Origin of the sequence: Streptomyces sp. CC208A (assembly GCF_030010625.1) — a bacterium.
Taxonomy (GTDB): Bacteria; Actinomycetota; Actinomycetes; order Streptomycetales; family Streptomycetaceae; genus Streptomyces.
Genome location: NZ_JASCXN010000002.1, coordinates 199,302 through 225,050, shown reverse-complemented (window position 1 = coordinate 225,050; position 25,749 = coordinate 199,302). Strand labels below are relative to the sequence as shown.

General features: G+C 73.0%; 18 protein-coding genes and 4 pseudogenes. 5 read left to right on the top strand and 17 right to left on the bottom strand.

Annotated elements, in window-relative coordinates:
• Window positions 1–25: 25 nt before the first annotated feature.
• The 6 genes and pseudogenes from QK442_RS03290 to QK442_RS03270 all read right to left on the bottom strand — a co-directional run bounded on the left by QK442_RS03290 (window position 26) and on the right by QK442_RS03270 (window position 7,498).
• Window positions 26–1,147: a cupin domain-containing protein gene (locus QK442_RS03290; protein WP_282692244.1), complete on the bottom strand. Its 1,122-nt coding sequence runs from the start codon at window positions 1,145–1,147 to the stop codon at window positions 26–28.
• Window positions 1,144–2,172 carry a carbon-nitrogen hydrolase family protein gene (locus QK442_RS03285; protein ID WP_282692243.1) on the bottom strand — a complete coding sequence of 343 codons (1,029 nt, stop codon included), beginning with the start codon at window positions 2,170–2,172 and terminating at the stop codon, window positions 1,144–1,146. The genes QK442_RS03290 and QK442_RS03285 overlap by 4 nt, the downstream gene beginning before the upstream one ends.
• 139 nt (window positions 2,173–2,311) lie before the next feature.
• On the bottom strand, window positions 2,312–4,672 hold the full coding sequence (locus QK442_RS03280) for an FAD-dependent monooxygenase (RefSeq protein ID WP_282692455.1): 2,361 nt from the start codon (window positions 4,670–4,672) through the stop codon (window positions 2,312–2,314).
• Between the two features lie 115 nt (window positions 4,673–4,787).
• Window positions 4,788–5,159: pseudogene (locus tag QK442_RS36325) on the bottom strand (thioesterase family protein); the annotation flags it as partial.
• Window positions 5,160–5,249: 90 nt separating this feature from the next.
• Window positions 5,250–6,848, bottom strand: a pseudogene (locus QK442_RS03275) (AMP-binding protein); the annotation flags it as partial.
• Between the two features lie 191 nt (window positions 6,849–7,039).
• Window positions 7,040–7,498 (bottom strand): ATP-binding protein, encoded by a 459-nt coding sequence (locus QK442_RS03270; RefSeq protein ID WP_282692242.1) that lies wholly within the window; start codon window positions 7,496–7,498, stop codon window positions 7,040–7,042.
• Window positions 7,499–7,704: 206 nt separating this feature from the next.
• Between QK442_RS03270 and QK442_RS03265 the strand changes: the two genes are divergently transcribed.
• On the top strand, window positions 7,705–8,649 hold the full coding sequence (locus QK442_RS03265; protein ID WP_282692241.1) for an alpha/beta hydrolase: 945 nt from the start codon (window positions 7,705–7,707) through the stop codon (window positions 8,647–8,649).
• A gap of 628 nt (window positions 8,650–9,277) precedes the next feature.
• Window positions 9,278–10,126 (top strand): phosphatase PAP2 family protein, encoded by an 849-nt coding sequence (locus QK442_RS03260; RefSeq protein ID WP_282692240.1) that lies wholly within the window; start codon window positions 9,278–9,280, stop codon window positions 10,124–10,126.
• Between the two features lie 66 nt (window positions 10,127–10,192).
• Here the strand turns inward: QK442_RS03260 and QK442_RS03255 are convergent, their stop codons facing one another.
• The 8 genes and pseudogenes from QK442_RS03255 to QK442_RS03225 all read right to left on the bottom strand — a co-directional run bounded on the left by QK442_RS03255 (window position 10,193) and on the right by QK442_RS03225 (window position 18,376).
• Window positions 10,193–10,861 (bottom strand): hypothetical protein, encoded by a 669-nt coding sequence (locus QK442_RS03255; protein WP_282692239.1) that lies wholly within the window; start codon window positions 10,859–10,861, stop codon window positions 10,193–10,195.
• Window positions 10,858–14,271 (bottom strand): CHAT domain-containing protein, encoded by a 3,414-nt coding sequence (locus QK442_RS03250; RefSeq protein ID WP_282692238.1) that lies wholly within the window; start codon window positions 14,269–14,271, stop codon window positions 10,858–10,860. The genes QK442_RS03255 and QK442_RS03250 overlap by 4 nt, the downstream gene beginning before the upstream one ends.
• A 449-nt stretch (window positions 14,272–14,720) precedes the next feature.
• A pseudogene (locus QK442_RS36320) lies at window positions 14,721–15,016 on the bottom strand (IS630 family transposase); the annotation flags it as partial.
• A 46-nt stretch (window positions 15,017–15,062) separates the two neighbouring features.
• Entirely contained in the window at window positions 15,063–15,335 is a 273-nt protein-coding gene (locus QK442_RS03245) for a DUF1905 domain-containing protein (protein WP_282692237.1), read from the bottom strand.
• A gap of 13 nt (window positions 15,336–15,348) precedes the next feature.
• Window positions 15,349–15,714, bottom strand: coding sequence for a VOC family protein (locus QK442_RS03240; RefSeq protein WP_282692236.1), 366 nt, complete (start codon window positions 15,712–15,714; stop codon window positions 15,349–15,351).
• A gap of 291 nt (window positions 15,715–16,005) precedes the next feature.
• Window positions 16,006–16,398, bottom strand: a complete 393-nt coding sequence (locus QK442_RS03235) for a hypothetical protein (RefSeq protein WP_282692235.1) — start codon at window positions 16,396–16,398, stop codon at window positions 16,006–16,008.
• A pseudogene (locus QK442_RS03230) lies at window positions 16,395–17,101 on the bottom strand (response regulator transcription factor). The gene QK442_RS03235 and the pseudogene QK442_RS03230 overlap by 4 nt, the downstream one beginning before the upstream one ends.
• A gap of 48 nt (window positions 17,102–17,149) precedes the next feature.
• Window positions 17,150–18,376 (bottom strand): MFS transporter, encoded by a 1,227-nt coding sequence (locus QK442_RS03225; protein WP_282692234.1) that lies wholly within the window; start codon window positions 18,374–18,376, stop codon window positions 17,150–17,152.
• Between the two features lie 169 nt (window positions 18,377–18,545).
• On the opposite strand from QK442_RS03225, the gene QK442_RS03220 reads away from it, so the two are divergent.
• From QK442_RS03220 to QK442_RS03210, 3 genes are all read left to right on the top strand, one after another.
• Entirely contained in the window at window positions 18,546–20,069 is a 1,524-nt protein-coding gene (locus QK442_RS03220) for an ABC transporter substrate-binding protein (RefSeq protein WP_282692233.1), read from the top strand.
• 5 nt (window positions 20,070–20,074) lie between these two features.
• Complete coding sequence (locus tag QK442_RS03215; protein ID WP_282692232.1) at window positions 20,075–21,838, top strand: ABC transporter permease subunit; 1,764 nt, start codon at window positions 20,075–20,077, stop codon at window positions 21,836–21,838.
• A gap of 513 nt (window positions 21,839–22,351) precedes the next feature.
• Window positions 22,352–22,759 carry a hypothetical protein gene (locus QK442_RS03210; protein ID WP_282692231.1) on the top strand — a complete coding sequence of 136 codons (408 nt, stop codon included), beginning with the start codon at window positions 22,352–22,354 and terminating at the stop codon, window positions 22,757–22,759.
• Between the two features lie 225 nt (window positions 22,760–22,984).
• On the opposite strand, the gene QK442_RS03205 is transcribed toward QK442_RS03210, so the two are convergent.
• From QK442_RS03205 to QK442_RS03195, 3 genes are read right to left on the bottom strand one after another with little or no spacing between them, the layout of a single operon-like run.
• Entirely contained in the window at window positions 22,985–23,845 is an 861-nt protein-coding gene (locus QK442_RS03205) for a class II fructose-bisphosphate aldolase (protein WP_282692230.1), read from the bottom strand.
• Between the two features lie 9 nt (window positions 23,846–23,854).
• Window positions 23,855–24,811: a 1-phosphofructokinase family hexose kinase gene (locus tag QK442_RS03200; protein WP_282692229.1), complete on the bottom strand. Its 957-nt coding sequence runs from the start codon at window positions 24,809–24,811 to the stop codon at window positions 23,855–23,857.
• Complete coding sequence (locus tag QK442_RS03195; protein ID WP_282692228.1) at window positions 24,808–25,749, bottom strand: ROK family protein; 942 nt, start codon at window positions 25,747–25,749, stop codon at window positions 24,808–24,810. Before QK442_RS03195 ends, QK442_RS03200 begins: the two co-directional genes overlap by 4 nt.

Here is a 25,749-nt window from a genome sequence, read left to right as displayed (position 1 = left end):
GGGCCGCGGCCGCGCGTCGGAACGTCTACCGGCCGTCCTGGAGGACGGGCTGGTGGCCGCCGTTGTCGGGGTAGGCCTCTTCCCGGTGGAAGCCGAGCGATCGCATCACCGGGAAGTCGTCGAACGAGAAGAGACAGGCGTCCTCGGCCGGGTCGAGGTTCTCGTGCTCGTGCCAGGCCCAGGACGGTACGCAGAAGATGTCGCCCTGCTTCCACTCGAAGCGCCGGCCGGCGATCACCGACGCGCCCCGGCCCTTGGCCGCCGTGTAGACGACCGACCCGGTGTGGCGGTGGGCGCGGGTGGCCTGGCCCGGGCGCAGCAGCTGCATGTGGGCGCCCATCGTGGGCATGACCGACCCGCCGGTGAGGGGGTTGGCGTACTCCATGATGACGCCGTCGTACGGCGAGCCCTCGACGGCCTTGGCCAGATCGCGCAGGGCCTGGTACGTGGGCTCCCAGGGGTAGCCGAAGACCGGCGAGTAGGGGCGGGTCCACTTCTCCGCCCCGTACGGCAGCAGGTTGGCGCCGTAGCTGAGGACGGAGGAGTTGATCACCTTGCCCGGCGTCTGGTACAGCTCCGGATGGACCTCGTAGAAGCCGGCGTCGAGGGCGTTGACCAGGGGGATGTCGAGTCCGTCCTGCCAGATGACGGGCGTGTCGTCGGCCTCGTTGCCGTGCTCGTGCCAGGTGCCGTTGGGCGTGATCGCGAAGTCGCGGGGGCCGACCTTGAGCTTCTGCCCGTCGACGACGGTCCAGGCTCCGGTGCCCTCGTGGACGAAGCGCAGGGCGGCGGCCTGGTGGCGGTGGGCGGTCATGGATTCGCCGGGCCCCATGATCTGCAGTCCGGTGTAGAGCAGGCCGACGGCGGCGCTGACGTCCCTGCGGCCGGGGTTGACCAGCATGACCACGCGTCGGCCGGCGTCGTCGGCCTTGACCAGTGGCAGTGCCTTGTGGACCAGCGGGCGCAGCGTGTCGTAGCGCCACAGCACGGGGACGGACTTGGGCCGGGGGTACCAGGGTTCGATGTCGTTGGCGACGGTCCACAGGGCACCGGCGTCCAGCTCTTCCAACTCTGCGTAGTAGGCGCGCAGTTCTGGACTGTCGGAGACCCTCGCCCGGCCGAGCCGGTTGTCGTCGTAGGTGGTCACGCTTCCTCCTTCGAAAGGGTGCTGTCCCCCTGGGCGCCGTCCGCCCGTACCGCTGCGGGGTCGATCGTGAAGCTCACGGGTCCGCGGGGGCGGTTGTCGACGTGGAGCCGGAAGATGTCGAAACGGTTGTAGTGGCCGACGATGTCGTGCATCTGTTTGGGCTGGATGCACTTGGCGAGGTCGATCTCGGCGTAGACGATTCCCTCGTCGTCGATGAGCGGATCCGTCACCGGTCGGCCGTCCGGGCCGAAGACGCCCGAGAGGGCGCTGCGCCGGCGGCCCAGCATCGTGCGGACGCTCTCGTCGTCCCCGGCGATCAGGTCCGCGATCTCCGGGGAGACGGTGGAGCAGGCGACGACCGAGAAGACCTTGCCCTCGAAGCTGTGGGCGGCGGTCCGTACCGCGATGGCGTCCGCCATGTCGTAGTCGTCGGGGGCCACGGGGAGGGCGATGTAGCTGGCGGTGTGCACGAGTTCACCCTGGGCGAGGAGGGTGAAGCGGGCGAGGGTGTTGGTGTTCTCGCCGCAGGCGAGGGCGCCGAGCGGTCCGATCTCGGTCTGGTGGACGCGCAGCGAACTGCCGTCGCCGCCGGTCCAGGTGAGCTTCTCGGCCCAGGTGGGGACCAACTTGCGGTGGACGCCGAGGAGTTCTCCGTCGGATCCGATGATCAGCAGGGTGTTGTAGAGCACTCCGAGGCTGTGCGCGGCGCGTTCGTTGACACCGATGACGAGCACCACGCCGGCCTGCCGGGCGGCGGCACGGAGGGTGTCGACGTGCGGTCCGGGGACGTCGATCGAGGAGCGGTGGAGGCGCTCGAACCAGGGCGATCCCTGGACGGGGTTCATCGTCCAGTTCCAGTACGGGTATCCGGGGACGAACACCTCGGGGAAGACGACCAGTCGGGCGCCGTTGCCGGCCGCCTCGTGGATCAGCGAGACGGCTTTGTCCACGGTCGCGGCGGCATCCAGGTAGACCGGGGACGCCTGGACGGCGGCGGCGGTGAAGCGGGGCGGGTTGTCCATCATGCGTGTCCTCCGTTGCCAGGTGCGAAGCACCCATGAGCGGGGCCGAAGCACCCGTGAAGAGGGGCCGAAGCACCCGTGAAGGGGAGCCGAAGCACCCAGGAGCGGGGCCGAGGCATCCGTAGCGGGGCCAGAGCGCCGATCAGCAGGAAGCCGTGGCCGGAAGCGGTCGGGCGGAGCGTCGGGGCAGCCAGCGCCGGTGGACCGGTGCGGCGGCCTCGCGCAGCAGGTGCAGGCGGGGCGGTACGCGGTCGGCACGCGGGCCCGGGGGCTTGCGGCTGCCCGGCCGCCAGGGCAGGGGCCAGGTGGCGCCGGAGCCGGCGTAGCCCTGCTCGACGGCGGCGTGGAGGGTCCACAGCGGGTCGTACAGGTGACCACGGCCGACGGCGACCAGGTCCGCCCGCCCCGCCAACAGGATCGAGTTGGCGTCGTCGTAGGTGGAGATGGCGCCGACCGCGATGGTCGGGATGCCGGTGGCGTTGCGGATCAGATCGGCGTAGGGGGTCTGGTAGCTGCGCCCGTACGCCGGCTTCTGGTGTGCCACGACCTCACCGGTGGACACGTCGATCGCGTCCGCCCCCGCCGCGTCGAGTGCCCGGCAGATCTCGATCACCTCGGTCTCGGTGGTACCGCCTTCCGCCCATTCGGTGGCGGAGATCCGTACCACGAGGGGCTTGCCGGCGGGCCAGGCCGCGCGCACCTCGGTCAGCACCTCCAGCGGGAACCGCAACCGGTTCTCCAGCGTGCCGCCGTAGGCGTCGGTGCGGTGGTTGGTGAGCGGGGAGAGGAAGCCGGAGACCAGCTGGCCGTGGCCGAACTGCAGCTCCAGCACGTCGAATCCGGCCCGGTCGGCGCGTACCGCCGCCGCCGCGAAGTCCGCGGTGACGGCCGCGAGGTCGGCGGGGGTGGCCTCGCGCGGGACGGGGTACCCCTCGTCCCAGGCGAGGGCCGAGGCCGCGAGGGTGGGCCAGCCGTCCCCGCCGAGCGGCCGGCCGACCCCGTCCGGGCCGGGCATCGCGGTCGATCCGCGTCGCCCGGCGTGAGCGAGCTGGATGCCGAGCGGCGTGTCGGAGATCCGGCGGATCGCCTCGACGGTCGTCCGCCAGGCGGCCTCCTGGTCGTCGGTCCACAGGCCCGGGCAGCCGGCGGTGGCCCGGGCGTCAGGGCTGATCGCGGTCATTCCGGCGAACACAAGCCCGGCCCCGCCCAGTGCCTGTGCGGCCAGTTGGGCGTGGGGGAAGGCGCCCGGCACGCCGTCCTCCGCCGTGTACGTCGCCAGGGGCGGCACCACGATCCGGTTGCGCAGCGTCAGCCCTCCCAGCCGCAGGGGCCGGAACATCGGCGGCACGCCGGGGCCCCCGGTGTCCACGGCGTCCACGAAGTCCGCGTCGCGCGCCCGCAGGTTGTCGTAGGTGACCCGGCGGCTGCGGGTGAGCAGGTTGAAGGCGAACTGGCCGGGGTCCTGGCCGGCATAGCGGTCGATGGTCTCGAACCACTCCAGACTGGCCTGGGCGGCCCGCTGGACGGACTCGACGGCCGGCCGGCGCTCCGCCTCGTACGCGGCCAGCGCCTCGGTCACATCGGGGTGCTCGTGCAGGCTCGCGACGAGTGCGAGGGCGTCCTCCATGGCGAGCTTGGTGCCCGAGCCGATCGAGAAGTGCGCGGTGTGGGCGGCGTCGCCCAGCAGGACGATGTTGCCGTGGCTCCAGGAGGACGTGCGTACGGTCGAGAAGGTGATCCACTTCGAGGCGTTGGGGATCAGCCGGTGGCCGTCGAGGTGGTCCGCCAGGATCTCCTGGCACCGTCGCACGCCGGCCTCGTCGCTCTCCCCCCGGGCGAACTCCCGGTCGGCGAGGGCCTCGAAGCCGGCCCGCCGCCAGGCGTCCTCGGCGATCTCGACGATGAAGGTGGAGCGGTGCTCGTCGTAGGGGTAGGCGTGGACCTGGACGACTCCGAAGTCCCGCTCCTCCACGATGAAGGTGAACGCCTCGAAGACGCGGTCGGTGGAGAGCCACATGTAGCGGCAGTTCCGCTCGTCCAGGTGCGCGCCGAAGACCTCGGCGTACGCGTCGCGGGTCGCCGACCGGACGCCGTCCGCGGCGACGACCAGGTCGTGGTCGGCGGCCAGTTCCGCGGCGGGCGGAGCCGGGGTGCCGTAACGGACCTCGACTCCCAGTTCGGCACAGCGCTTCTGCAGGATCTCCCGCAGCCGGTTGCGGTCGAGGGCCGCGAAGCCGTGGCCGCCGGAGGTGCGGACCTCGCCCCGATAGTGGATGTCGATGTCGCTCCAGCGGGCGAACTCGGCCGACATCGCGGCGAACACCTCGGGATCGGCCTGCGCGATGCCGCCCAGCGTCTCGTCGGAGAAGACCACGCCGAACCCGAACGCGTCGTCACGGGTGTTGCGTTCCCAGACCGTGATGTCCCACCCCGGTGAGAGCTTCTTGGCCAGGGCCGCGAAGTAGAGGCCGCCGGGCCCGCCTCCGATGACTGCTACGCGCATGGCGTCCTCCAGTGGTTCCATGACTTCAAGGTATTGCGTTCTTTTTTCGATCGTCAATCATTCGCCATGCATGGTGATGTTCACCCATCCGGCCGACCCCGAGGCCGTGCCGTGTTCAGCAGTAGGACTCCCCCGGCTGCGGCCCTGCCTCGGACAGCACGGAGCGCACCTCGTCCGGCCAGGGCGCGGCGCCCGTGGCGCGGGCGGCGGAGTGCACCACCGACATCCGCCCGGTGGCGGCCAGGCCGCGCGGCCCCTGTACGTCGAAGGCGTAGTGCAGCGACGAGCCGCCCACCTTCGCGACCCGGAACTCGATCCGGACCGGATCCCCGAACCACAGCCGCGCGCGGTAGTCGGCCTCGAAGTGGACCCGCGGAATGCTGCCGAACAGCCCGTCGAGACCGAGCCGCCGCAGCAGGACGGCCTCCGCAGCCTCGGCCCAGCGCTGGACGGAGGAGAAGTGGTAGTGCCCCGCCGCGTCCGTGTCGGACCACTCGACCCGCCGCTCGACCACCACACTGGGCAGAGCGGGCCTGTCGCCCTCCCCCGTCTCCCCGTGCCCGACCCGGGCCCATCGCCTCAACTCCGCCCTGTGGAGCTTTCCACTGGAGTTGCGGGGCAGTGCGGCGACGAACTCCACCGCGCGCGGGTACTTGTAGGGGGCGATGGTGCGCTTGACGAAGTCCTGCAGCTCCTTCGCCGCCGCCGGTCCGGCCGGCACTCCGTCACGGAGCACCACGAACGCCTTGACGATCGCCCCGCGATGCTCGTCGGGCGCCCCCGCGACCGCGCAGTCCTCGACGTCCGGATGCCCGATCAGGGCCTGCTCGACCTCGGGACCCGCGATGTTGTACCCGGAGGAGACGATCATGTCGTCGCTGCGCGCCTGGTACCAGAAGTAGCCGTCCTGGTCACGGATGTAGGTGTCGCCGGTGATGTTCCAGCCGTCGCGCACATAGGCGGTCTGCCGTTCGTCGTCCAGGTAGCGACAGCCCGTCGGCCCCTTCACCGCCAGCAGGCCGGGCCGGCCGTCGGGCACGGGGTTGCCCTCGGTGTCGAGGACGGCGGCCCGGTAGCCGGGGACGGGTCTGCCGGTGGCACCGGGGCGGACGTCGCCGTCGGCGGCCGAGATGAACACGTGCAGCATCTCCGTCGCCCCGATGCCGTCGATCAGGCGCAGCCCGGTCGCCTCGTGGAACGCCTCCCACACCGAGGCGGGCAGGGGCTCACCGGCCGAGACACAGCGGCGCACCGCCGCCAGGCGGTCGGCGAGCCCGGCCGCGAGGATCGCCCGGTAGGCCGTCGGGGCGGTGAAGAGCACGGTGACCCGGTGCTCCGCCACGTACTCGGCGAGCTGCCGGGGCGTCGCCTGCTCCAGGAGCAGGGACGCCGCCCCGACCCGCAGGGGGAAGACGACCAGACCGCCGAGGCCGAAGGTGAACGCCAGGGGCGGGGTTCCGGCGAACAGGTCGTCCGCCTCCGGCCGCAGGACGTGCCGGGAGAAGGTGTCGGCGTTCGCCAGCACATCGCGGTGGAAGTGCAGGGTCGCCTTCGGCCTGCCGGTGGTGCCGGACGTGAACGCGATCAGGGCCACGTCGTCCGCCGCGGTCTCCACCGCGGTGAAGGCACCCCGCTTGGCCGCGCAGCGCTCCGACAGATCCCCCGGGCCCGAGCCGCCGTAGGTCAGCGTGGTCAGGCCCGGCGACTCGGCGGCGTCCAGTTCCTCGCGGAAGCGGTGGTCGCACAGCGCGACGACCGGCGAGCTGATCTCGCAGACGACGGACAGCTCGGGTGCCCGCAGGAGCGGCATCGTGGTGACGACGACGCCGCCGGCCTTGAGCACACCGAGCCAACAGGCCACCAGCCACGGGTTGTTGGGGCCCCGCAGCAGAACACGGTTGCCCGGCACGAGGCCCAGGTCCTCGGTCAGGACCTGGGCGATCCGGTCGACACGGCGCCGCAGTTCCCCGTACGTCCACTCCTCGGCCGGCGTCAGCAGGCAGCGACGGTCGGCCCCGAACCGCTCGATGGTGTCGTCGAGCAGCGACACCGCACAGTTCAGCCGATCCGGATAGGTCAACTCGGGTAGTTCGAAAATCAGTTCCGGCCACTGCTCGAACGGCGGGAGCCGGTCGCGACAGAACGTGTCCACATGCGCGGAAGGGGAAAGCTCCATGGCGGCACCTCATTCGGGTCAGCGGGGAGTGAGGCAAGTATGGCGATGCCTTGACGACAGTCAAGAGAGCGGCATATTTCGTCGAGGCGAATCCCGGGCTCCCGGCGTCGCGGTCGGCAGCGGCGCCGAACGGATCCGGCATCCCGGCAGGCCGCCCGCATCCGCGTGCCACGACCGGGGAAACCGCCGCATCAGGCCGCGACCGGCAGCCGGACCCGGACGGCCTTGCCCGGCGACCCGGGCAGGATGTCCAGCCCGCCCGCCAGGTCGGCCACGGCGCACTCGACGATGAAGAGCCCACGCCCGCCCTCGGCGGCTTCGTCGACCGGATCGGAGATCTCGGGCAGGAAGGGGTGATCGTCACCCACCTCCAGCCACACCCAGGGCCCGTCGAGCCCGAGCGCGACCCGGACGACCTCGGTGACCAGGGCGGCGTGCGTGACGGCGTTGGCGACGAGTTCGCTGACGGCCAGCAGCAGGGCATCGACGACATCGGAGGTGACCGGCCAGTCGCGCAGGACCGCGCGCAGCCGACCCCTCGCTTCGGGGACCACCTCGACGGAGGGCGGAAAGCCCCACCGGACGAGCCTGACGGCCACCCGGTCGGCCTCGGCGGCCGGCGGGGCGGACAGTGCGGAGATGGTGCACATGATCGAACTCCCGACATGTCCGGGACCCTGGGGCGCGACTCTCGACCGAGACGTGGACCCCATAGGTAACACGTGTTACCTTCATAGCGCCCGCCGTAGGTCGACTCAACCCTCTTCGGGCAAAAACTTCACTTTTGGGCGATTTGCCGATGCGTGGCAGAGCCCGCGCGCCGCGCCGTCCGAAGCGCCCCGCCAGGAGGCAGACCATGACCCAGCAGCCCCCGCCTCAGACCGACATGACCTGGCCGCCGCCGACCTTCCTGCCGCCCCCGGCACCGGTCGTCACGGCCGACGGGTGCCGCCGCCACGAGAGCGTCACCTACGCCACGACCTCCGGCTACCGGCCTCGCCTGCTCGACGTGTACGTCCCCGCCGGCGACGGCACAGAGGGGCCCCCGCCCGCGGTCGTGTGGATCCACGGCGGCGGCTGGATGGACGGCGACCGGCGCTTCCCGCCGCCCACCGTGCCCGCGGAGCTGCTGTTCGGCTCCCTCCTCGGCGCGGGCCTCGCGGTGGTCACCCTCGACTACCGTCACAGTCTCGAAGCGCCGTTCCCCGCCCAGCTGCACGACGTCAAGGCCGCCATCCGCTACGTCCGCGCCTTCGCCGACGCGCTGGGAATCGACGCCGACCGCATCGGCGTCTGGGGCGAATCGGCGGGCGGTCACCTCTCCGCCCTCGCCGCCCTCACCGGGCCCGGCACTTCCGGCGGGCCGCTCGAAGGCACCGAGGGCGTGGCCGAGGGCGACACCTCCGTCCAGGCGGCGGTCGACTGGTACGGCGTGTCCGACATCTCCTCGGCGGCCGCGGCGCTCCCTCCACAGCTCGCCTCGCTCGCGGACCCGTACGCCGCGCTGCTCGGCGCGGCCCCGGCCGACCGGCCCGACCTGGCGCGTGCGGCCAGCCCGGTCACGTACGCGGACCGGCCCGCCCCGCCGTTCCTCCTCGTCCACGGCACGGCGGACAGCCTGGTGCCCTACCGGCAGAGCGAGCTGCTGGCCGAGCGGCTGCGGGCGCAGGGCGGTGTGGTCGAACTCGTCCCCGTGGACGGCGCCGACCACATCTTCCTCGGCGCATCGGACGTTCCCTCGCTCGTCACCCGCAGCGTGTCCTTCCTCGCCGAGCACCTCAAGGCGAACGCCCCGCACTGACGCCCGCGGCAGCCGGCCGTCGGCCGCGGCGGCGCCAGGCCGACCGCCCTCGGCGGTCCGGTTCCCGGCGGCTCGGAGCCCGCACCGTCACGCACGGCACGCCACGCCGCCCGCCACCCCGCTGTGAACCGGGTTCCGCCCGCCGCACCGCCGACTCGCCCCCTTCACGTAAGGCGAACGTGAACCATGACCTACCGCCATCCCCGCCAAGGGCCGCACGACACGTCACCGCACGACACGTCACCGCATGGCGCGATCCCTCTCCACGGCCCGGCCTCGCCCGGAATCCGCAAGCTCTCTACGCGCATCTCCGCGCCCACTGGGGCCCTGTCGCCCCGGTGGAGCTCGAACCCGGCATCGGCGCCTGGCTGGTCCCGGGATACGGCGAACTGCTCACGGTCACGCGCGACGACCGGTTCTTCTCACGGGACTCCCGCCACTGGCGCACCCTCCGGGAGGGACGACTACCACCCGGCTCCCCGCTGCTCCCCATGACCGGCCGGCGCCCCACCCTGTGGAACCTGGACGGCGGCGAACACCACCGCCTGCGCGCGGTCGTACCCGAAGCGACCGGTCACGCGGGAAGCCTGAGCCGGCCCCCGAACCTGCCACATCCACGAGGGATCACATGCCCCACACCTCTCCCACCGCACCGGTGCCCCCCGGCCCCGTCCGGCGTCGTCCCGCCCCTGGTCTCCCGGCCGCAGGAACAGCGCTGCTCGGCGCGGCGTTCGCCGCCACGGCGACCCTGGTCTGCGCGCTCGTCGCGGCCGGCACCACCCGTCCGCGTCTCCAGAATGCCGACGAGCGCTGGCTGGCCCTGATGGGCGGCCCGCACGACGGCCTCCCGCTGGCGGCCGCGACCGTGCTCGACTGGTTCGGCGGCCCCCTCGGGGCGGTCGTGCCGCTCGCCCTGGTGGCCGTCCTGTGCGTTCGACGGCGCTGGTGGTCGTTGCTGTACTTCCTCACCGCCTACCTCGGCGGCAGTGCGCTCGTCGTCCAGGTCGTCAAGTACGCGGTGGACCGCCCCCGGCCCGCCGGGCCCCTGGTCCGGGTGGACCACGGCTCGTTCCCCTCCGGGCACGCGTTCGGTGCCGCACTGCTCGTCGTACTCGTCGGCGCACTGTTCGTGACCCGCGCCCGACGCCCTCTCTGGTGGTCCCTCGGCGCCCTGTTCACAACGGCGATGATGTGGTCCCGAACCTGGCTCCACGCCCACTGGCTCAGCGACACCGTCGCCGGAGCCCTGGCCGGATTCGCCACCGGCCTGCTGCTGTGGTGCGCGTTCGCTCCCCTCCTGGGACGCGAGGCGAGCCGCCACGCCGTCCGCCGGACGGAGAGCGGTTCCGAGGAGGCGGCAGGCCCCGACCACCCTGTTTTTCGGATCCGGCCGCGCCCGCCCGCTCGGCGGATCCACGTCAACGGCCGCATCCTCAAACGAGGGGTATCCCCATACGACACACGTGAACCGGGGTGACGATGGCCTGCCCATCGTGGGTCAGACGCCCGTGTCGTTCCAGAGGCGGCCTTGCCCGGGATCGGGTCACTCCGCCAGCACGATCGTGTGCGGTGCCGGCGTGAGCTGCGCCCGGTAGCGGCGGACGCCCCAGCTACGGTGCTCCAGCTCCGCCGCGACCAGCACCTCGGCCGTGTTCACGGAGTCGGGCACGAGCTCCACCAGCGCGGCCACCGGGTGATCGCCGACCAGCGGGAATCCTTTGACTCGTCGGAACTCCCACTGCGGGTTCGGCTGGGAGGCTCCGTGGCCCCGGACGATCCACTCCTCCCTCGTCGGTCCGGATCCCGGCGGCTTCTCCACCCCTACATCCAGCACTCCCGTCGTGACCGTGAAGCTCACGCCGGTCCCGAGGCCGGGGACCGGGTGGGTACGCTCGCCAGGGTCGATCAGGCGCGCGATCGGCTGTGCCTCACGCTCCGGTGCGGACAGTGCGACGCCCAGGGAGGCATGACGGAACACGCCTCTGCTCTCCGGTGTCTCGGGGCGAAACGAGCACACCATGAGCAGTTGCCGGAACTCCCGGTCGGGGGCGGCACTCAGATAGGACAGCCAGCCGGCCGGCGCGCCCGCATGGTCGGCGGGCAGCAGGTCCCAGCCGAAAGTGAGCCTGCCACGCAGCGGTGCGTCATCCGCTGGGCTGCCGAGCGTACGCTCCGGCACGAGTTCGACGTCGTGCAGCCGAATCTCGGTCATGGGGTGGCTCCCTTGTTCCTACCGTGCACATAGATGAACGCTCCCCAGTCACGGTACTGGGGATACGCGGCACGCGTGGCGAGTTGGGCGCCGCGGAAGGCCTGCTCCGGGTCAGTGCCGCGCGCGACTCCTTGATGCAGGTGGTGGTAGAAGTACGTGGCCGGTTCCGGGCGCACGGGCCACAGGCACCCGACGACGGCCTGCGCTCCGGCGGTGATCAGTGCCGAAGGGATGCCACGAACGTTGTCACCGCGGTCGAATCGGCCGAGCGCCGACTCACAGGCGGCGAGCGTGACAAGACGGACGCCGCGCAGGTCGATGTCCAGGAAGTCGTAGGCGAATACGCGGCCGTCGTCGTCGCCGTCCGGCGCGAGGTAGAGGCAGTGCATCCACGGCGCGTCCTCGTCCAGCGTCCCGTGTACGGCGATGTGGACGACGTCCGCCACGGACATCTCCGCGCGCAGCCTGTCGCGAGTGGCCGCACGACCGGTGAGGGCTTCAGCGCCTACCGCCTCGGCGACCTTCCGCGCATGCTCCTCCAGCGCCGGTTCGGCGTGCAGACCGAAGGGAACACCCCCGGCAGCGGAGGCCAGTACGACGGTGCGGCCCTCACGCGCAGGTACTTCGGCGGGTGCCAGGGCTTCGAGGCCGGCGATCGTGGTGACCGTCCAGTCGTCGGCGATCAGACGGCCGCCCCTGCGGCACGGCGGTAGGGGCAGGTAGTGCAGAGCGCCGTGCGGCCAGGCCAGGATTCGGTCCTTGCCCCGGGCGCGCCAGTTGTCCCACAGTTCGCTGCCGCCGAGCGGCAGGCCGGCCGACTCCAGCAGCCGACTGCCCTCCGGTGTCACGTCGCCGAACAGCGGGTCGCGTTCGATCTCCGTCCGGATCGCCTCGACGCGGTCCGCGTCCGGGTGCCGGTCGCCGTTCCCGTCCGCGCCCTCGCCGAGGTGCACCACGAGCTCCCGGCCCTGCCTGGTGACCGCGAGCAGCACGGTCGCGCCGTTCACCGCCGCGGGCAGGAACCACGTCAACAGCACCGTTCGGTCGTCCAGCAGATCAGGCACCTTGGCCCAGATGTGCTGGTCGTCGATGAGCGCCGTCGAACGCCGACGCAGCTCGTCGTCGATGAACGACGAGATGCGCCACCGCAGGTTCCGGGCGATCTGCGTGTTGTCGTGGCCGCCAGGACGATGGTCGGCGTCCACCGCGTTCAGCAGGTTCGGCAAGGCGCCGCCTGCGGCGGTGGGCTCCTCCCAGTCGCGCAACTTGCCGAGGAAGTGCTGGATGTGGGCGGGCAGCACGAGCGGGCCCTCGATGCGCCACCACGCGCCCAGTTCCGAACCCTTGCCCGCTTGGTGCAGGCCGAGTATCAGCCCCATCGGCAGCGTCTCGCTTTCCGCGGTGAGCCGCCAGACCGCCGAGTGCACGAGGTCGCGCAGGATCGCGCCGAGTTCGGGCGCGCCGATGGTGTCGAAGTTCGGCGCGTCCACGATGATCGCGTACAGCGCGTTCCTGAGTTCGTCGCCGCGGAGGTTGCCCAGCTGCCGCACAAGCGGCACCAGGCTCGCTTGGGCCAGTTCCTCGAAGCCGAGCGAGGCGTAGGAGAGCGCCGCGTACGTGTAGTAGCCCCATGGGAACGGGACAGGGCTGGAGACCGGCTCGCCCGCCTCCGCCGACTGGTAGTACAGATCGGCCGTGAGCAGCCGGACCTCTTCGTTCCGGGCGTCGCCCGCCTGGCGCAGGAGGGTGAGCCCCCACACCGGCTGCCCCCGTTCGCGGGCGTGTGCGGCCGCATGCAGCAGAGCCGCAGATCGCTGCGCCGGTGTCCAGAACTCCGGGATCGACACCGACAGTGCCTGGTGGGGACCTGGGCATTCGCTCGGATCGTCGGGCAACACGTGGAGCCTGGCCTCGATCAGTTGCCTGCGGTGGGCAGAGGTCCACCGGATGTCGAGCCGGCCGGCCCAGTCCAGCACGGTTCGCAGCAGCCGTCGGTCGGCGCGTTCCCGGGCCAGGTTGACGCCTTGGCTGATCGCCTTCGCGGTCACCGTACTCCCGTGGGCGACGACGAAATCGGCCGGTGGCGTCCCGAACACCCCTGTGAGCAGCCGGTCGGCCGTCTCCGGGGGCACCCCGTCCACCGTCCTGAGGAGGAACAGTGCGAGGTCCGGCTCGTCGTCGGCGGAAGGGTCGTGCCATGCCGAGAGCGCAGCGCGAGCAGCACCACGGTGGACTCCCTCCTCGTCCGCGAGGATCTGCGCCAGTATCGCCAGCAGCCGGGGCCTCCTCACCCCACCATCCAGCTCCAGCGCACGCACCACCAGGTGTCCCGCTTCTGCCACCAGCCGATGGGACTCCTTCTGGAAGGGCTCCTCTTCGGTGAACCACGTGCGGTACAGGTCCGCGGTCAGCCGAGCGGACCATGTGGTCAGCAGCGGCTCACGAGCGTAGTCGTCGGCGGCCAGGTCCTCCTGCCCCCTGGTGGCCATCCGCAACCGAGCGGCAGCCAGCAGCGCGGCTTCCAGGTCGGCGGTGTCGCTCAGTTCGTCGATCAGCCGAGCCGCCAAGGCTTCGGCCTCCTCGAACACCGCGCGGTCGCACCGGTCCGCCACCAGCTGGACGCCCGCCTCGACGGTCCGGAACGCCGCGGCCCGCCAGGCAGCCTCCATCGCGCAGGCGTCGGCGACCTCGGCGACCAGTCGCCAGTAGACGTACATGAACTCCACCAGGCCGCGGTGATCGAGGAACTCGTCCCGGAACAGCAGATCCACCATCGCCTCGGCGGACATCGCGCCGTGCTCCGCCAGGGCCTGCCGCATCTCCTCCACTTCGCGCGCCCGTCGCTTCGCCTCGTCCAGCGACATGATCCGGTCGCGCACGTACTGTGCCAGTTCCATGAGCACGCCGACCGGGTCGATGACGAAGGTGACCGTCGGCCTGTCGTCCGCCTCGCGGTCGGGCTCACCGAAGCGCACAAAGCCGGCACACACCTTCCCCCGCCGCGTTTCGAAGATCAGCGCGCCGAGTGGATCGTCTGTGGCAGGCAGCACGTGGGACACGACCAGCATGACGGAGCCCGAGGCGTCCGCCGCCTCCCGCCACCCCGCCGGCCGTTCCACGTCGAGGTCGTGCACGAAGAGCGCGCCGTCGGGGTCCAGGACGGACAGCACACCTTCTTCGTCTTGCGTGACACGCCACCGGGGGGAGAGGGGGTGGCTGAACGGCAGTTCGTCCAGTGAGAGGAGCACCGGGAGGCCCCGCGCGTACGCGCGGGTGAACAGGCTGCCGCCTGACCCGCCACCGGTGGAAAACGGGCTGATGCCGGACAGGCCGACGGCCAGGCCGGCATGCCGGACACCCTCCACATCGGCGAGGAACGCCCACCCGGTGACCTCGCGTGACAGTCTCACGCCATCCCCCCTTCGCGCCGCCGGCCATCGACAGGTCCAACGGTGGCACAGACAACGGCCGAACCAGCCGGTTCCCGGGCACGGGACGAGGAGCTCAGGGGCGGCGACGTGGATGCCGCACTGTGCGCCCGTCCCTACGCGTCTGATGCGTTTGTCGATCAGAACCTCGCCCACGAAGGCCGACGCCACCGCTGCTCCGGCTCGCTTCCACTACGCAGGGCACCGTCGGCCTCGCGCAGCCCCACTTACCGGTTGTCTCCGTTGCTGACCCTCGACTCCGCCAACCTCCGTCAGGACAACCCCGGCCCCACCGCCGCAGCACACGCCCCAGCTCCGGGTACGGCCTGGCATCGGACCAACCGACCACGCCGAAGACGCCCGGGTGAGCCATGAACCGCTTGGATTCGCTGGATTGCCCGTTGGGTGTCGCGAAGCTCCCTGGTGCCGCGTCAGGCAACGTTCGCCCCGTCGACAACGGCCCGGAGGCGCTGGTCGTCGGCATGGCGGTTTCGCCAGGTGGGGCGGCGGTGGTTCACGCTGCCCTGTTCCTCATGGCTGGAGTGGTCGGTGCCGTCGAGGGCGCAGTAGCGCAGGCGGTGAACCGGGCCTCGATCCGGTTTCAGCCAGGAACTGTCGCTCGGGGGTGGAGGCGATCTCGACATTGTTCGCCGCAGCCCAGGTGCCGACCCGTTGACACCGCTTGGCCATCGGGTGGGAAGAGGTTGTCGCAGACGATCGCGATGCGGATCCCGGGACGGCGCACCGCATCGCGAGGGGCAATCGTTCCGACGTCAGGCGTCCACCCGTTCCTCCAGGCGGACGGTCACGGTGTCCCCTTCCTCCTTGCCGATCGCCTTGCGCACGTCAGCCTTCACCGGCAGCTTGTGCGTGCCGTCCCCCAGGGCCATGAACGAACTTTCGAACGGATGACCGTCGATCGTGCCCCGGACCTTCACCAGGCCGCGGGTGCCGAAGAACTCTGCCGACTCGGGCCACACGACGTAGGTCCAGCCGCCCTTGGCCGGGCTCTTCCGCAGGGTCGCGGTGAACTGCTTGTCCCTCACGGGTGTCTCCTGTTCACGAGCTTTCGATGAGGACGAGGTCGTTGCCGTCCGGGTCACGCACGGCGAACATGGGCGGCACCGCGGGCCCCGTCCGCACGGCCTCCGCGTCCGCGTCGACGCCGCGTGCGTGCAGGTCCGCGTGGGCGGCGTCGACGTCCTGTGCCGTAAGACGGATGCCGACCGGAGCCCCGTCGGGAACGAGCGCGACAGTCGTCGTCGCCCCGGGCGGTGCCACCCCGATCCAGCGCCCGCCGCCGAAGGGCGCGTCCCGGCGTACTTCGAAGCCGAGCTCACCGACGTGGAACTCGACGGCCTTCCGCTGGTCGGTGACGCGAATCCCGACCGTGGCCACCTGTGTGGTGTGGGTGGTCCTGCTCATCCCATGCCTCCGCTTCCTCGGTGTTCACCAGGTAAGACGGAGGCAGGCGGGGAAACTCGTCGCCGGCCACGAAGTCCGACCGGACAGGGCTCGTCACCAGGGGCGGAACTTGCCTGATGCGGCACTAGCGCCGGCCCGGGAGGCCGGATCGGCGGTTGACGGCGAGCGTCGTCGAACGGTCGGTGCGGACCGCAGGCGGCGGCTGCGCGGCACGGGATGTCCGCTCTTCCGTCGAGGATGTCGCGAGCGCCGTTCCGAGGCCGGTCCGGGAGTGCGCGGGCTCGGTGACCGTCAGCCGTGGTCCCCACACGAACCGGGAGCCCCAGTCGACGGTCGGCTTCCCCTCGTCCGGCGCGCGGGCGAGGGCCTGGTCGTACGGCTCGCCCGGCCGGGCCGGCGCCGACAGGGCCCCACGCGGGCCCCGTCGGCGGTGATGACCTGGACCGTGCCAGGGGTGGCGCTCTCGTACGCGGTGGCCATCTCCACCAGCGCCGCGCGTGAGGCGGGCGCGGGGTCCGCGAGCAGCCGGGCCATGGTGGCGGCCTCCCGGCTGACGGACAGCTCGGTGTCGCCGCGCAGCTGGTCGGTGAGGGTGAAGGCCACGGGAACGGTGAAGGCGGCGACGGCGACGGCGACGGCGACGGCGACCAGGAGGACGTAACCGACGATCAGCTGCCGGATCACGACGGCGCCCTTGTCCCGGGACCGTGTTCCGCCTCGGTGACGATCAGGCGGAAGCCGACCCCGCGCACCGCCTCGATGGCGATCGCGCCCGCGAGCTTGCGGCGCAGCGCGGCCACGTGGACGTCCAGGGTCTTGACCGGCCCGAACCAGTCGGCGTCCCAGACCGCCTCCGTGGTCTGCTCGCGGGACATCAGCGCGCCCGGCTCCTCGGTGAGGAAGGCGAGCAGGTCGTACTCCTTGGGCGTGAGCGCCACCTCGGCGCCGTCCAGGTGGACCCGGGCGCCTTGCGGTCGACGGTCAGCCGAGGGCCGTAGCGGTCGGGGCCGGCGGTCTCCTGCGGGGTCCCGGGCCGGACGCGGCGCATCACCGCCCTGATCCGGGCGACCACCTCGCGTACGCCGAAGGGCTTGAAGACGTAGTCGTCGGCGCCGGGTTCGAGGCCGACGACCCGGTCGGTCTCGTCGCTGCGGGCGCTGATCACGATGATCGGGACGCCGTCGCCACGTGCGTGCGGCTCGCGGCGGAGGTCCAGCCCGTCGGTGTCCGGCAGTCCGCGGTCCAGCAGGACCAGGTCGTACGTCCGCCCGGCGGCGAGCGCCGCGTGGCCCGTGGCGACCCGTTCGGCCTCGAACCCGAAGCGGACCGGACCGCGCCGCAGCGAGCGGGCCACCGACTCGTCGTCCTCCACCAGAAGTACGCGCACGGGGCGCACCTTGGAACGATCACGCAAGTGATTGAAGGTCAACGTAAGTTACGGTCGTGGTGACGCCTGCGCCCCGCCGTCCACCGTGGCGGCGGCATCGGAGCCGCGCCCCCGGGTCGGGACGAGGACGAGACCGAGGAGCGGAACCGCCGAGAGCAGGAGCCAGGGGGCGGGGCCGTCGCGTTCGAGGAGGGCGCCGACAGGGGCACCGAAGGCGAGGACGACCACGCCCGAGAGGGAGGACAGGGCGCCGGTGGCGAGGCCGAGGCGGCGGTCACCCGCGAGGTCGGGGAGGAGGGCGCGGGTGGCGGGCAGCACCAGCATCTGGCCGAGGGTCAGCAGGACGGTGAACGTGAGGGCTCCCCAGATCCCGTCCCGGGCACGCAGGACGGCGGTCGCCGCGAAGGCGGCGGAGATCAACAGCAGTCCCGCGCGGATCGCGGCGGGCCGGTCCGCTCGTGCGGCGAGCCTCTCGACGGGTCCGGAGCCGGCGACGACCAGGGCGGAGGAGAGGGCGAAGAGCCAGCCGAGGGCCGCCTGGGAGCCGGTGGCGCGGTCGAGTTCCGCCGGGAGGGCCAGATAGAGCTGGTTGTAGGCGAGGAGGTAGGTGGAGTAGGCGAGGGACAGGAGGAGGAAGCGGCGGTCGCCGAGGAGGGTGCGCCAGGTGCCCGGTCGCTCCTCGCGGGACTCCGATCGGGCGGTGCGGTGCGGCATGAGCCGGGCGTGCGCCGCCAGGACGAGGAGGAAGACGCCCGCCCCGGCGAGGCAGGCGGTGCGGAAGTGGGCGGCCCCGCCCCCGTACAGCAGGAGCGCCCCGAGGACCGGGCCGAGGAGGGCTCCGGCCTGGCCTCCGGCGGAGAAGCGGGCGAGGGTGCGGGTACGGCGGTGGCCGCCGGCCCGTTCGACGCGCAGCGCCTCGCGGGCGATCTCGGACTCGACGGCGGGCGAGAAGAGCGCGGCGGCGAAGCCGACGGCGACCACCGCCGCGACCACGCTCCAGGGGCTCGCGGCGAACGCGAGCCAGACGAACCCGGCCACCCGCAGCGCACAGCCCACGAGGACGACGGGCCGCGGTCCGTACCGGTCGGTGAGCGCCCCGCCGACGACGAAGAGGCCCTGTTGACTGAAGGTCCGCAGCCCCAGGACGAACCCGACCATCGCCCCGCCGAGGCCCAGCGTGCCGCCCAGGTGGTCGGCGAGGTAGGGCAGGACGGCGAAGAACCCGACGTTGAACGCGAACTGACTGGCCACGAGGAGCCGGGCGAGCGGGGTCATGCGGTGCGCCTTCGCTGGTACGGAGTTCCCGGGCGATCGATCATTGGTTGAGAATTCACCCACCCGGGTGAAGTTTGGTAAGCCTACCCTTATAGGCTGCTGCCTCCTGGACCCCCCCCCCGCACCGGTGCTCCGGGCCGTTCCCACGCCCCTCTGACAGGACGTCTCCATGCGCAGCACGCCTCGCCATCTCCTTGCGGCACTCGCCCTCACCCCCCTCCTGGCCGGCTGCTTCGCCCAAGGCTCCGGCGGAGCCGGCGGGGGTGGGGCGGCGGATGTGGAGGGACGGCTGCGGGTGGCGCTCGCGGTGCCGCCGGTCAAGGCCCTCTCGCCGTACAGCAACGACGCCACCCTGCTCAGCAAGCTGGCGGTCGCCGAGGGCCTCACCGCCCTCGACGCCCAGGGCACGGCCGCCCCCGCGCTCGCCACCTCCTGGAAGCGGGACACCGCCACCACCTGGACCTTCGAGCTGCGCAAGGCCACCTTCCAGGACGGCACCCCGGTCACCGCCCAGGCCGTCGTCACCGCCCTCGCGCACGCGAACCGGGTCACGCCCAAGCCGCGCGTCCTCAGCGACGTGGAGCTCGCCGCCCGCGCCGTCGACGCCGACACCGTCAGCCTCACCACGAAGAGCGCCGACCCGGTCCTGCCGCTCCGGCTCGCGAGCCCCGCCCTCGCGATCCTCTCGGCGAAGGCGTACGCGGCGGACGGCAGCACCAGCCCGGTCGGCACCGGCACCGGCCCGTTCCGGATCACCAGCCTCACCGGCAAGACCAAGGCCACCCTCGACCGCTACGACGGCTACTGGGGCGGCAAGGCGAAGTCCACCGGCATCGACGTGACGTGGATCGCCGACGGCACGGCCCGCGCCAACGCGCTGCGCTCCGGCACCGTCGACATCGCCGAGTGGATCCCGACCGCCCAGGCGAAGCTCCTCGACCAGGGCACCCGGCACGAGGTGCCGTCCGTGCGCACCGACAGCCTGATCCTCAACACCGGCGACGGGCTGTTCACCGATCCCGCCCTGCGCGCGGCGGCCCGCCGGTCCGTGGACGGCTCCGCCCTCGTCGGCTCCGTCTTCAGCGGCTACGCCGACCCGGCGCACGGCCTCTTCGGGCCCGCGGTGCCGTGGGCCGCCGACCAGCGGGTCGCGGTCACCGGCCGCGCCGCCGCCGCGACGCCCGACCAGGTCAAGGCCAAGGCCGCCGGGAAGATCCTGCGTCTGGCCACGTACACCAACCGCGCCGAACTGCCCGAGGCCGCGACCGTCCTCCAGCAGCAGCTGGAGAAGGCGGGGTTCACAGTGCGGCAGGACGTCCGCGAGTACACGCAGATGGAGGCCGACCTCCTCGCGGGGAAGTACGACGCGCTCGTCTTCTCCCGGGTCACGCTCCTCGACACCGGCGACGCCGTCGCCTACCTCGCCAGCGACTTCACCGGCACCGGCGTCTACAACATCGCCGCCCTGAAGGACGCCTCGGTCGACCGGGCGATCCGCGCCGCCGCAGAGGAGAGCGACACGGCGAAGCGGCAGCAGAAGATCATGCGGGCCGAGGCCGACATCCTGCGCACCGACGCGGTCGTGCCGCTCGTCCACGAGAAGGTCGTCCAGGGCATCGCCACCGGCGTCGAAGGCGTGACCCTCGACCCGCGCGAGCGCGCCCTCATCACCCTCGACACCCACCGCGAGTAGGCGGTATGAGCAGCGCTCACGGCACCGCGCCCGCCCGCCCGGCACGCTGGGTGGCGGGCGCCGGCCGCGCCGGCGCGGGAGCCGCGCTCCTGACAACCGTGGCCCTGCTGCCCTGGCTGTCCCGGACCGACCCCGCGCTGACCGTCCTGCGCGCCCGCTCCGCCGACCAGGATCCCACTCCGGCCGAACTCGCCGCCGTACGCGAGGAACTCGGCCTCGCCGACGGCCCCTTCACCCACCTCGCCGACTGGCTGGGTGGGCTGCCGCACGGCGACGCCGGCACGTCGTGGGTGTCCGGAGAGCCCGTCCTGCCCCAGGTGACGGCGGCCCTCGGCGTCTCCGTCACGCTCATGCTGGGCGCGCTGCTCGTCACCGGCCTCGTCGCCGCGGCCGTCTGCGCACGCACGCTCCGCCTCGGGGCACGCCGACGGCTGCGCCGGGAACGCACGGGTACCGGGGCGGCGGTTCTGGCGGCGCTGCCCAAGTTCCTCCTCGCCTCCCTCCTCTCCCTGGCCGGCGGGGTGTGGCTGGGCTGGTTCCCCTCGGGCGGCTGGGAGGGCCCGGCGTCGATGGTGCTGCCCGCCCTCGCGCTGGGCGTTCCGTCGGGGGCGATGATCGGCGGCCTCCTCGACCAGGCCCTGCCCGCCGCCCTCCACGAACCCTGGGCCAAGACCTGGCACGCCGTCGGATTCCCGCCCCGGCACACCGCCCGCCACGCGCTGCGTCGCGCCCTGCCCGGCGTCCTTCCCCAACTCCTGCCCACCGTCGTCGCCCTCGTCGGCGGCGCCGTCGCCGTGGAACGCATCTTCAACATCCCCGGGCTCGGCCGTCTCGCCCTGGACGCCGCCATCGCCCAGGACCTGCCGCCTCTGCAGACCGCGACCCTCGCCCTCGTCCTGCTCGGCACCACCGCCGGCCTCCTCGTCCAGGCCCTGCGCCGCGCGCTTCTCGGCCGCGCCCTGCGTGACGGCGCCCTGCCCTCGCTCCCCCGGCCCGAGCTGTCGGCGGGACGCGCCCGGCGCCTCACCGCCATCGGCTGCGGGCTCGCCCTGCTCGCCCTCGTCGTCACCGGGCTGCTGCGCGACCCCCTGCACGTCGACACGGCCGCCCGCCTGCTCCCGCCCTCCCCCGCCCACCCGCTCGGCACCGACTCCCTCGGCCGCGACCTCCTCGCCCGCCTGGGCCACGGCGCCCTGCGCACCACGGCCGTCGCCCTCGCCGTCACTGCGGCCGGCGCCCTCACCGGCCTCCTCCTCGGCCTCGCCTCCCGCGCCGGCGCGGGCCTCACCGACGTCGTCGCGACCATGCCCGCCGTCCTCGCCGGCCTCCTCGTGACAGCGGCCACCGGCCCCTCCCTGTGGGGAGCCGCGCTCGCCGTCTGTGCGGTCGGCTGGAGCCCGTACGCGGCGCAGACCGCAGCCCTGCTCGAACAGGAACGAGCCGGTGGTCACATCGCCGCCGCGCGCTCCCTCGGCGCAGGGCGGCTCCACATCCTCCGCCGCCACCTGCTCCCCGCGCTCGGTGCCCCGCTCCTGCGCAACGCCCTGCTCCGCCTGCCCACCACCGTCCTCGTCCTGGCCTCCCTCGGCTTCCTCGGTCTCGGCGAACAACCGCCCGCCCCCGAGTGGGGACGCCTGCTCTCCGAGAACCAGCCCTACGCCGAACTCGCCCCCTGGACCGCGCTCGCCCCGGCCTGCGCCCTGATCCTCCTCTCCGTCCTGGCCGTCACCGCCACCACCACGCCCCGCCGCGGCACACGCCACCGCTGAACCGTCTCTCCGCCGGGGCGGTGCCTCAGCGGTTGGTCCGGTGGCAGGTGACCATGGCGTACGGGTACATCGGCCACCGGACCAGGGCCCACCACAGCACGGTCGGCGGAGCGAGCGCGACGGCTCGTGGGCTTCGGACTCCCAGGTGGACAGAGACAGCCACCGGCCCAGCGCCGGTACGGCCGGAAGTCCCGCCCACAGTCCCGCGCTCCGCCTGCCGCTACCGAGAAACGAAACGCGGACCTGACGGTTGGGATGATCGACGTCGGTGTCCGCCGGCCTCCGCAAGGACAACCCCGGCCTTGCTCCCTCAGCACATGCGGTCAGCGCCAGGTGAGACCTGGTGCCGCGGGATCGGCTGCATACCGGCCGCTCGTCGGCTCTGCGAGGACATGAGCCGCGCTGTCGTTCCAGCACGCAGCACGGTTTTCCCCCGGCCTGCTCGTCGGCTGCGCGGGAGACGCGCCCAGGTGTTCACCCGGCCGGACGACGTAGACGGGGACACCGCGCCGCGTGTCTCCATACGCCGATGAGAGGGGGATCGTTCACCGCACACTGACCGCCCTGCCGGTACTGCCGGCGCTGGTGTCGGCGGCCTTCACCTTCGTCACCGTCTCCGCTTCGATTCCGTCCCGGCCGATCCTGCTCTCGTACGTCGTGAGCCAGTACGGGCTGTACCTCCTCGTGGTCGGCGCGCTGGGCGTCGGGCTTCCCGCGCTGCCGTACCGCAAGGGCGCCGAGGAGTACACCGGCGGGACAGCGGAGCGACTGACCGCGTGCGGCACCGAGGCCGAGGTGGTCCCGGTGCCCGGGGCGGACCACATCTTCCTCGGAGCGCATGACGGGGAGGGGATCGTCGCGCGGAGCGTGGCGTTCCTCGCCCGTCACCTCGCGGCCGACGCCGCCGGTCACGGCGGCTGACTCCCCCGCCCGGCAGGAACCCGGTCCGGCCGAGAGCGCCTCGGTGCCCGGCCCCGCCCGGCTCTCCGCGGACCTCACCGTGGGGCCGCCGAGCCGGACCACCCGGCGCGCGGCTTCCTCGACGGGAGATACCGCATCCTGCCGGGCGCCGGGCCGCCGCCTCGGCAGAAGGCCGTCCCGGGACCGGGCCCCGGTGCCCGGCCGACGCCGGTCCGCCTCGGCTCGTCACCGTGTCCGCGTCACGGACGCGGCCGGGGCTCTGAGCACGCCGAGCAGCCGCGTCACCTCACCGGCCATCGCCGTCCGTCCCGCGCCGAGGTACCGGCGGGTGTCGACAAGGGACGGGTCGCCGGCGAGCACCTCGCGCGCGGCCGTGGTGAAGACCCGGTTCAGATGGGTGGCGAGATTGACCTTGGTCATGCCGTGATCGACCGCGGCGGTCAGCGCGTCGTCCGCGACGCCGGAGGAGCCGTGCAGGACCAGCGGTACGGGGACGGCTTCGCGCAGCGCACGGATCAGGGCGAAGTCCAGGGCCGCGTCCCGGGTGAGCATGGCGTGGGAGGTGCCCACGGCGACCGCGAGGGCGTCCACTCCCGTGGCGGCGACGAAGGCGGCGGCCCCGGCCGGGTCGGTGCGGGCGCCGGGGGCGTGAACGCCGTCCTTGCCGCCGACCTCGCCGAGCTCGGCCTCCACCCAGACCCCGGCCTCGTGGCAGTGGGCGGTGATCGCCGCGGTGGCGCGGAGGTTCTCCTCGTACGGGAGGGCCGAGGCGTCGTACATGACGGAGGCGAAGCCGAGTTCCACGGCCTCGTGGACCAGGTCGTCGGAGGTCGCGTGGTCGAGGTGGACCGCGACCGGGACCCGGGCGGCGCGGGCCACGGCCAGGGTCGCCGGGCCGATGGCCCGCAGACCGCCGTGGTAGCGGGCCGCGTTCTCGCTGATCTGGAGGATCACCGGCGCGCCCGCCTCCTCCGCGCCGGCCACGATCGCCTGGGCGTGTTCGAGCTGGATGACGTTGAAGGCGCCCGCGCCGTGACCGGTGCGCGCGGCGGGGGCGACGATGTCCCCCGTACCTACGAGAGGCATGACGGTTCCTTACGAGAGGGGGTGGACGTCCACGGCGCCGCGGAGGCGCCGGTGGACGGTGGGGTCGTACGAGCCGGCCAGCGGCGCGGCGACGGCGGCGGCCGAGAGCGCCACCGCGTCGGCGAGCCGGCGCGGCCAGGAGACGCCGGCCGTGAGACCGCGGGCCAGGGCGGCGACCGCTGCGTCACCGGCGCCGGTCGGGTTGCCGCGCAGCCGCTCGGGCGGCGCGGCGCGCCAGGCGCCCGACGGGGTCACCGCGAGGAGGCCGTCCGGACCGAGGGAGGCGACCACGGCCTCGGCACCGGCGGCGCGCAGGGCCTCGGCCGCCCCGAGCAAGGCGAGACGGGGGTACCCCCGGCCGGAGGCTGGGGGAGGGTCCGGCTCGCCGGTGGCCTCGGCCAGTTCGTCCGCGTTCGGTTTGACGAGGGCGGGGCCTGCCGCGAGGGCGGCGCGGAGCGCCGGGCCGCTCGTGTCGAGGATCGCCGGGACGCCCCGGGCCCTCGCGGCGCGGACGAGGGTCGCGTACGCGTCCTCGGGGAGGCCGGGCGGGAGACTGCCGGAGAGCACGACGGCCGAGGCCCGGTCGACGCACGTGTCGAAGTCGGTGAGGAAGCTCCGCCATTCGTCCGGCCGGACGACGGGGCCCGGTTCGAGGAGCGTCGTCGTGTCGCCGGTGTGCTCGTCCACCACGGCCACCGTGCGGCGGGTCTCGCCGTCGATGCGCGTGAGGCGCTCCGGCAGTTCCGCCTCGCGGAGTTCGCGGCGTACCGCCTCGCCGGTCGGGCCGCCGGCCAAGCCGGTGACGAGCGTGGGGAGGCCCAGGGCGTGCAGGACGCGCGACACGTTGACCCCCTTGCCGCCCGCCCGGGCGCCGACGGCGCGGACGCGGTGCGCGGAGTGGGGGCGGAGGCGGTCGACGCGATGGGTGATGTCGAGGGCCGCGTTGAGGGTGACGGTCACGATCACGGCCCTGTCGCCTCCCGTGCCAGGAGGTCGTGGGCGAGCAGAGCCGCGCCCATGCAGCCGGCCTGGTCGCCGAGCCGGGCCTCGGTGACCTCCGGCATGGCCTGGAAGCTCAGTCTCCGGGCGAGGGCCTCGCGCAGGGGCGTCAGGTACGCCTCGCCCGCACGGGCCAGACCGCCGCCGCCGACGACGCGCTCGGGGTCGTACAGCGTGACCGCCGTGGCCAGGGCGTCGGCGAGCGCTTCGATCGCCTCGGCCCAGATCCCGGCGGCCACGGTGTCGCCGGCGTCGGCGCGCCGCTGGACGTCCCGGGCGGTGATCCCGTGCCGGCCGGTGGCGCGGCTGTAGCGGCGGGCGATGGCCGCCGCCGACGCCACCGTCTCCAGACAGCCGCGCCCTCCGCAGTGGCAGCGGGCGCCGTCGGGCCGGACGACCACGTGGCCGAGCTCGCCCGCCCGGCCGTGGCCGCCGGCGAGGGCGCGGCCCCGGCTGAAGGCGGCGGCCGCGATGCCCGTACCGACCGGGACGAACAGGAAGTCGGCGCAGCCGCGGCCCGCGCCGAGGCGCGCCTCCGCCAGCCCCCCGGCGCGTACGTCGTGGCCGAAGGCGACCGGGAGGCAGAGGTGTTCGGCCAGCCAGTCCTGGACGGGTACGCCGGTCCAGCCGAGGTTGCCGGCGAGGACGGCGAGGCCCGATTCCTCGTCGACGATGCCGGGGACGACGATCCCCGCCGCGTCCACGTCCGGGCAGCGCCCGGCGAGTTCTTCGGCACAGGCGAGGACGGTCTCCAGGACCGCCTCGGGGCCGCGGTCGGCGCGCGTGTACCAGCGGTCGGTGTGTTCCAGGGCAGGGGCGCCGCCGGTGAGCGTGCCCCCCTTGATGTAGGTGCCGCCGACGTCCAGGGCGATGACCGTCCGTGCGGCTGTCCTGGCGGTGCTCAT

Bases quoted from the DNA above. Each gene is read 5' to 3' on its own strand.
- QK442_RS03260 (WP_282692240.1), top strand. From the start codon at position 9,278: ATGCCCCACACCTCTCCCACCGCACCGGTGCCCCCCGGCCCCGTCCGG.
- QK442_RS03255 (WP_282692239.1), bottom strand. From the start codon at position 10,861: ATGACCGAGATTCGGCTGCACGACGTCGAACTCGTGCCGGAGCGTACG.
- QK442_RS03285 (WP_282692243.1), bottom strand. From the start codon at position 2,172: ATGATGGACAACCCGCCCCGCTTCACCGCCGCCGCCGTCCAGGCGTCC.
- QK442_RS03195 (WP_282692228.1), bottom strand. From the start codon at position 25,749: ATGAGCACCGCCAGGACAGCCGCACGGACGGTCATCGCCCTGGACGTC.
- QK442_RS03280 (WP_282692455.1), bottom strand. From the start codon at position 4,672: ATGCGCGTAGCAGTCATCGGAGGCGGGCCCGGCGGCCTCTACTTCGCG.
- QK442_RS03265 (WP_282692241.1), top strand. From the start codon at position 7,705: ATGACCCAGCAGCCCCCGCCTCAGACCGACATGACCTGGCCGCCGCCG.
- QK442_RS03270 (WP_282692242.1), bottom strand. From the start codon at position 7,498: ATGTGCACCATCTCCGCACTGTCCGCCCCGCCGGCCGCCGAGGCCGAC.
- QK442_RS03220 (WP_282692233.1), top strand. From the start codon at position 18,546: ATGCGCAGCACGCCTCGCCATCTCCTTGCGGCACTCGCCCTCACCCCC.
- QK442_RS03205 (WP_282692230.1), bottom strand. From the start codon at position 23,845: ATGCCTCTCGTAGGTACGGGGGACATCGTCGCCCCCGCCGCGCGCACC.
- QK442_RS03240 (WP_282692236.1), bottom strand. From the start codon at position 15,714: ATGAGCAGGACCACCCACACCACACAGGTGGCCACGGTCGGGATTCGC.
- QK442_RS03225 (WP_282692234.1), bottom strand. From the start codon at position 18,376: ATGACCCCGCTCGCCCGGCTCCTCGTGGCCAGTCAGTTCGCGTTCAAC.
- QK442_RS03215 (WP_282692232.1), top strand. From the start codon at position 20,075: ATGAGCAGCGCTCACGGCACCGCGCCCGCCCGCCCGGCACGCTGGGTG.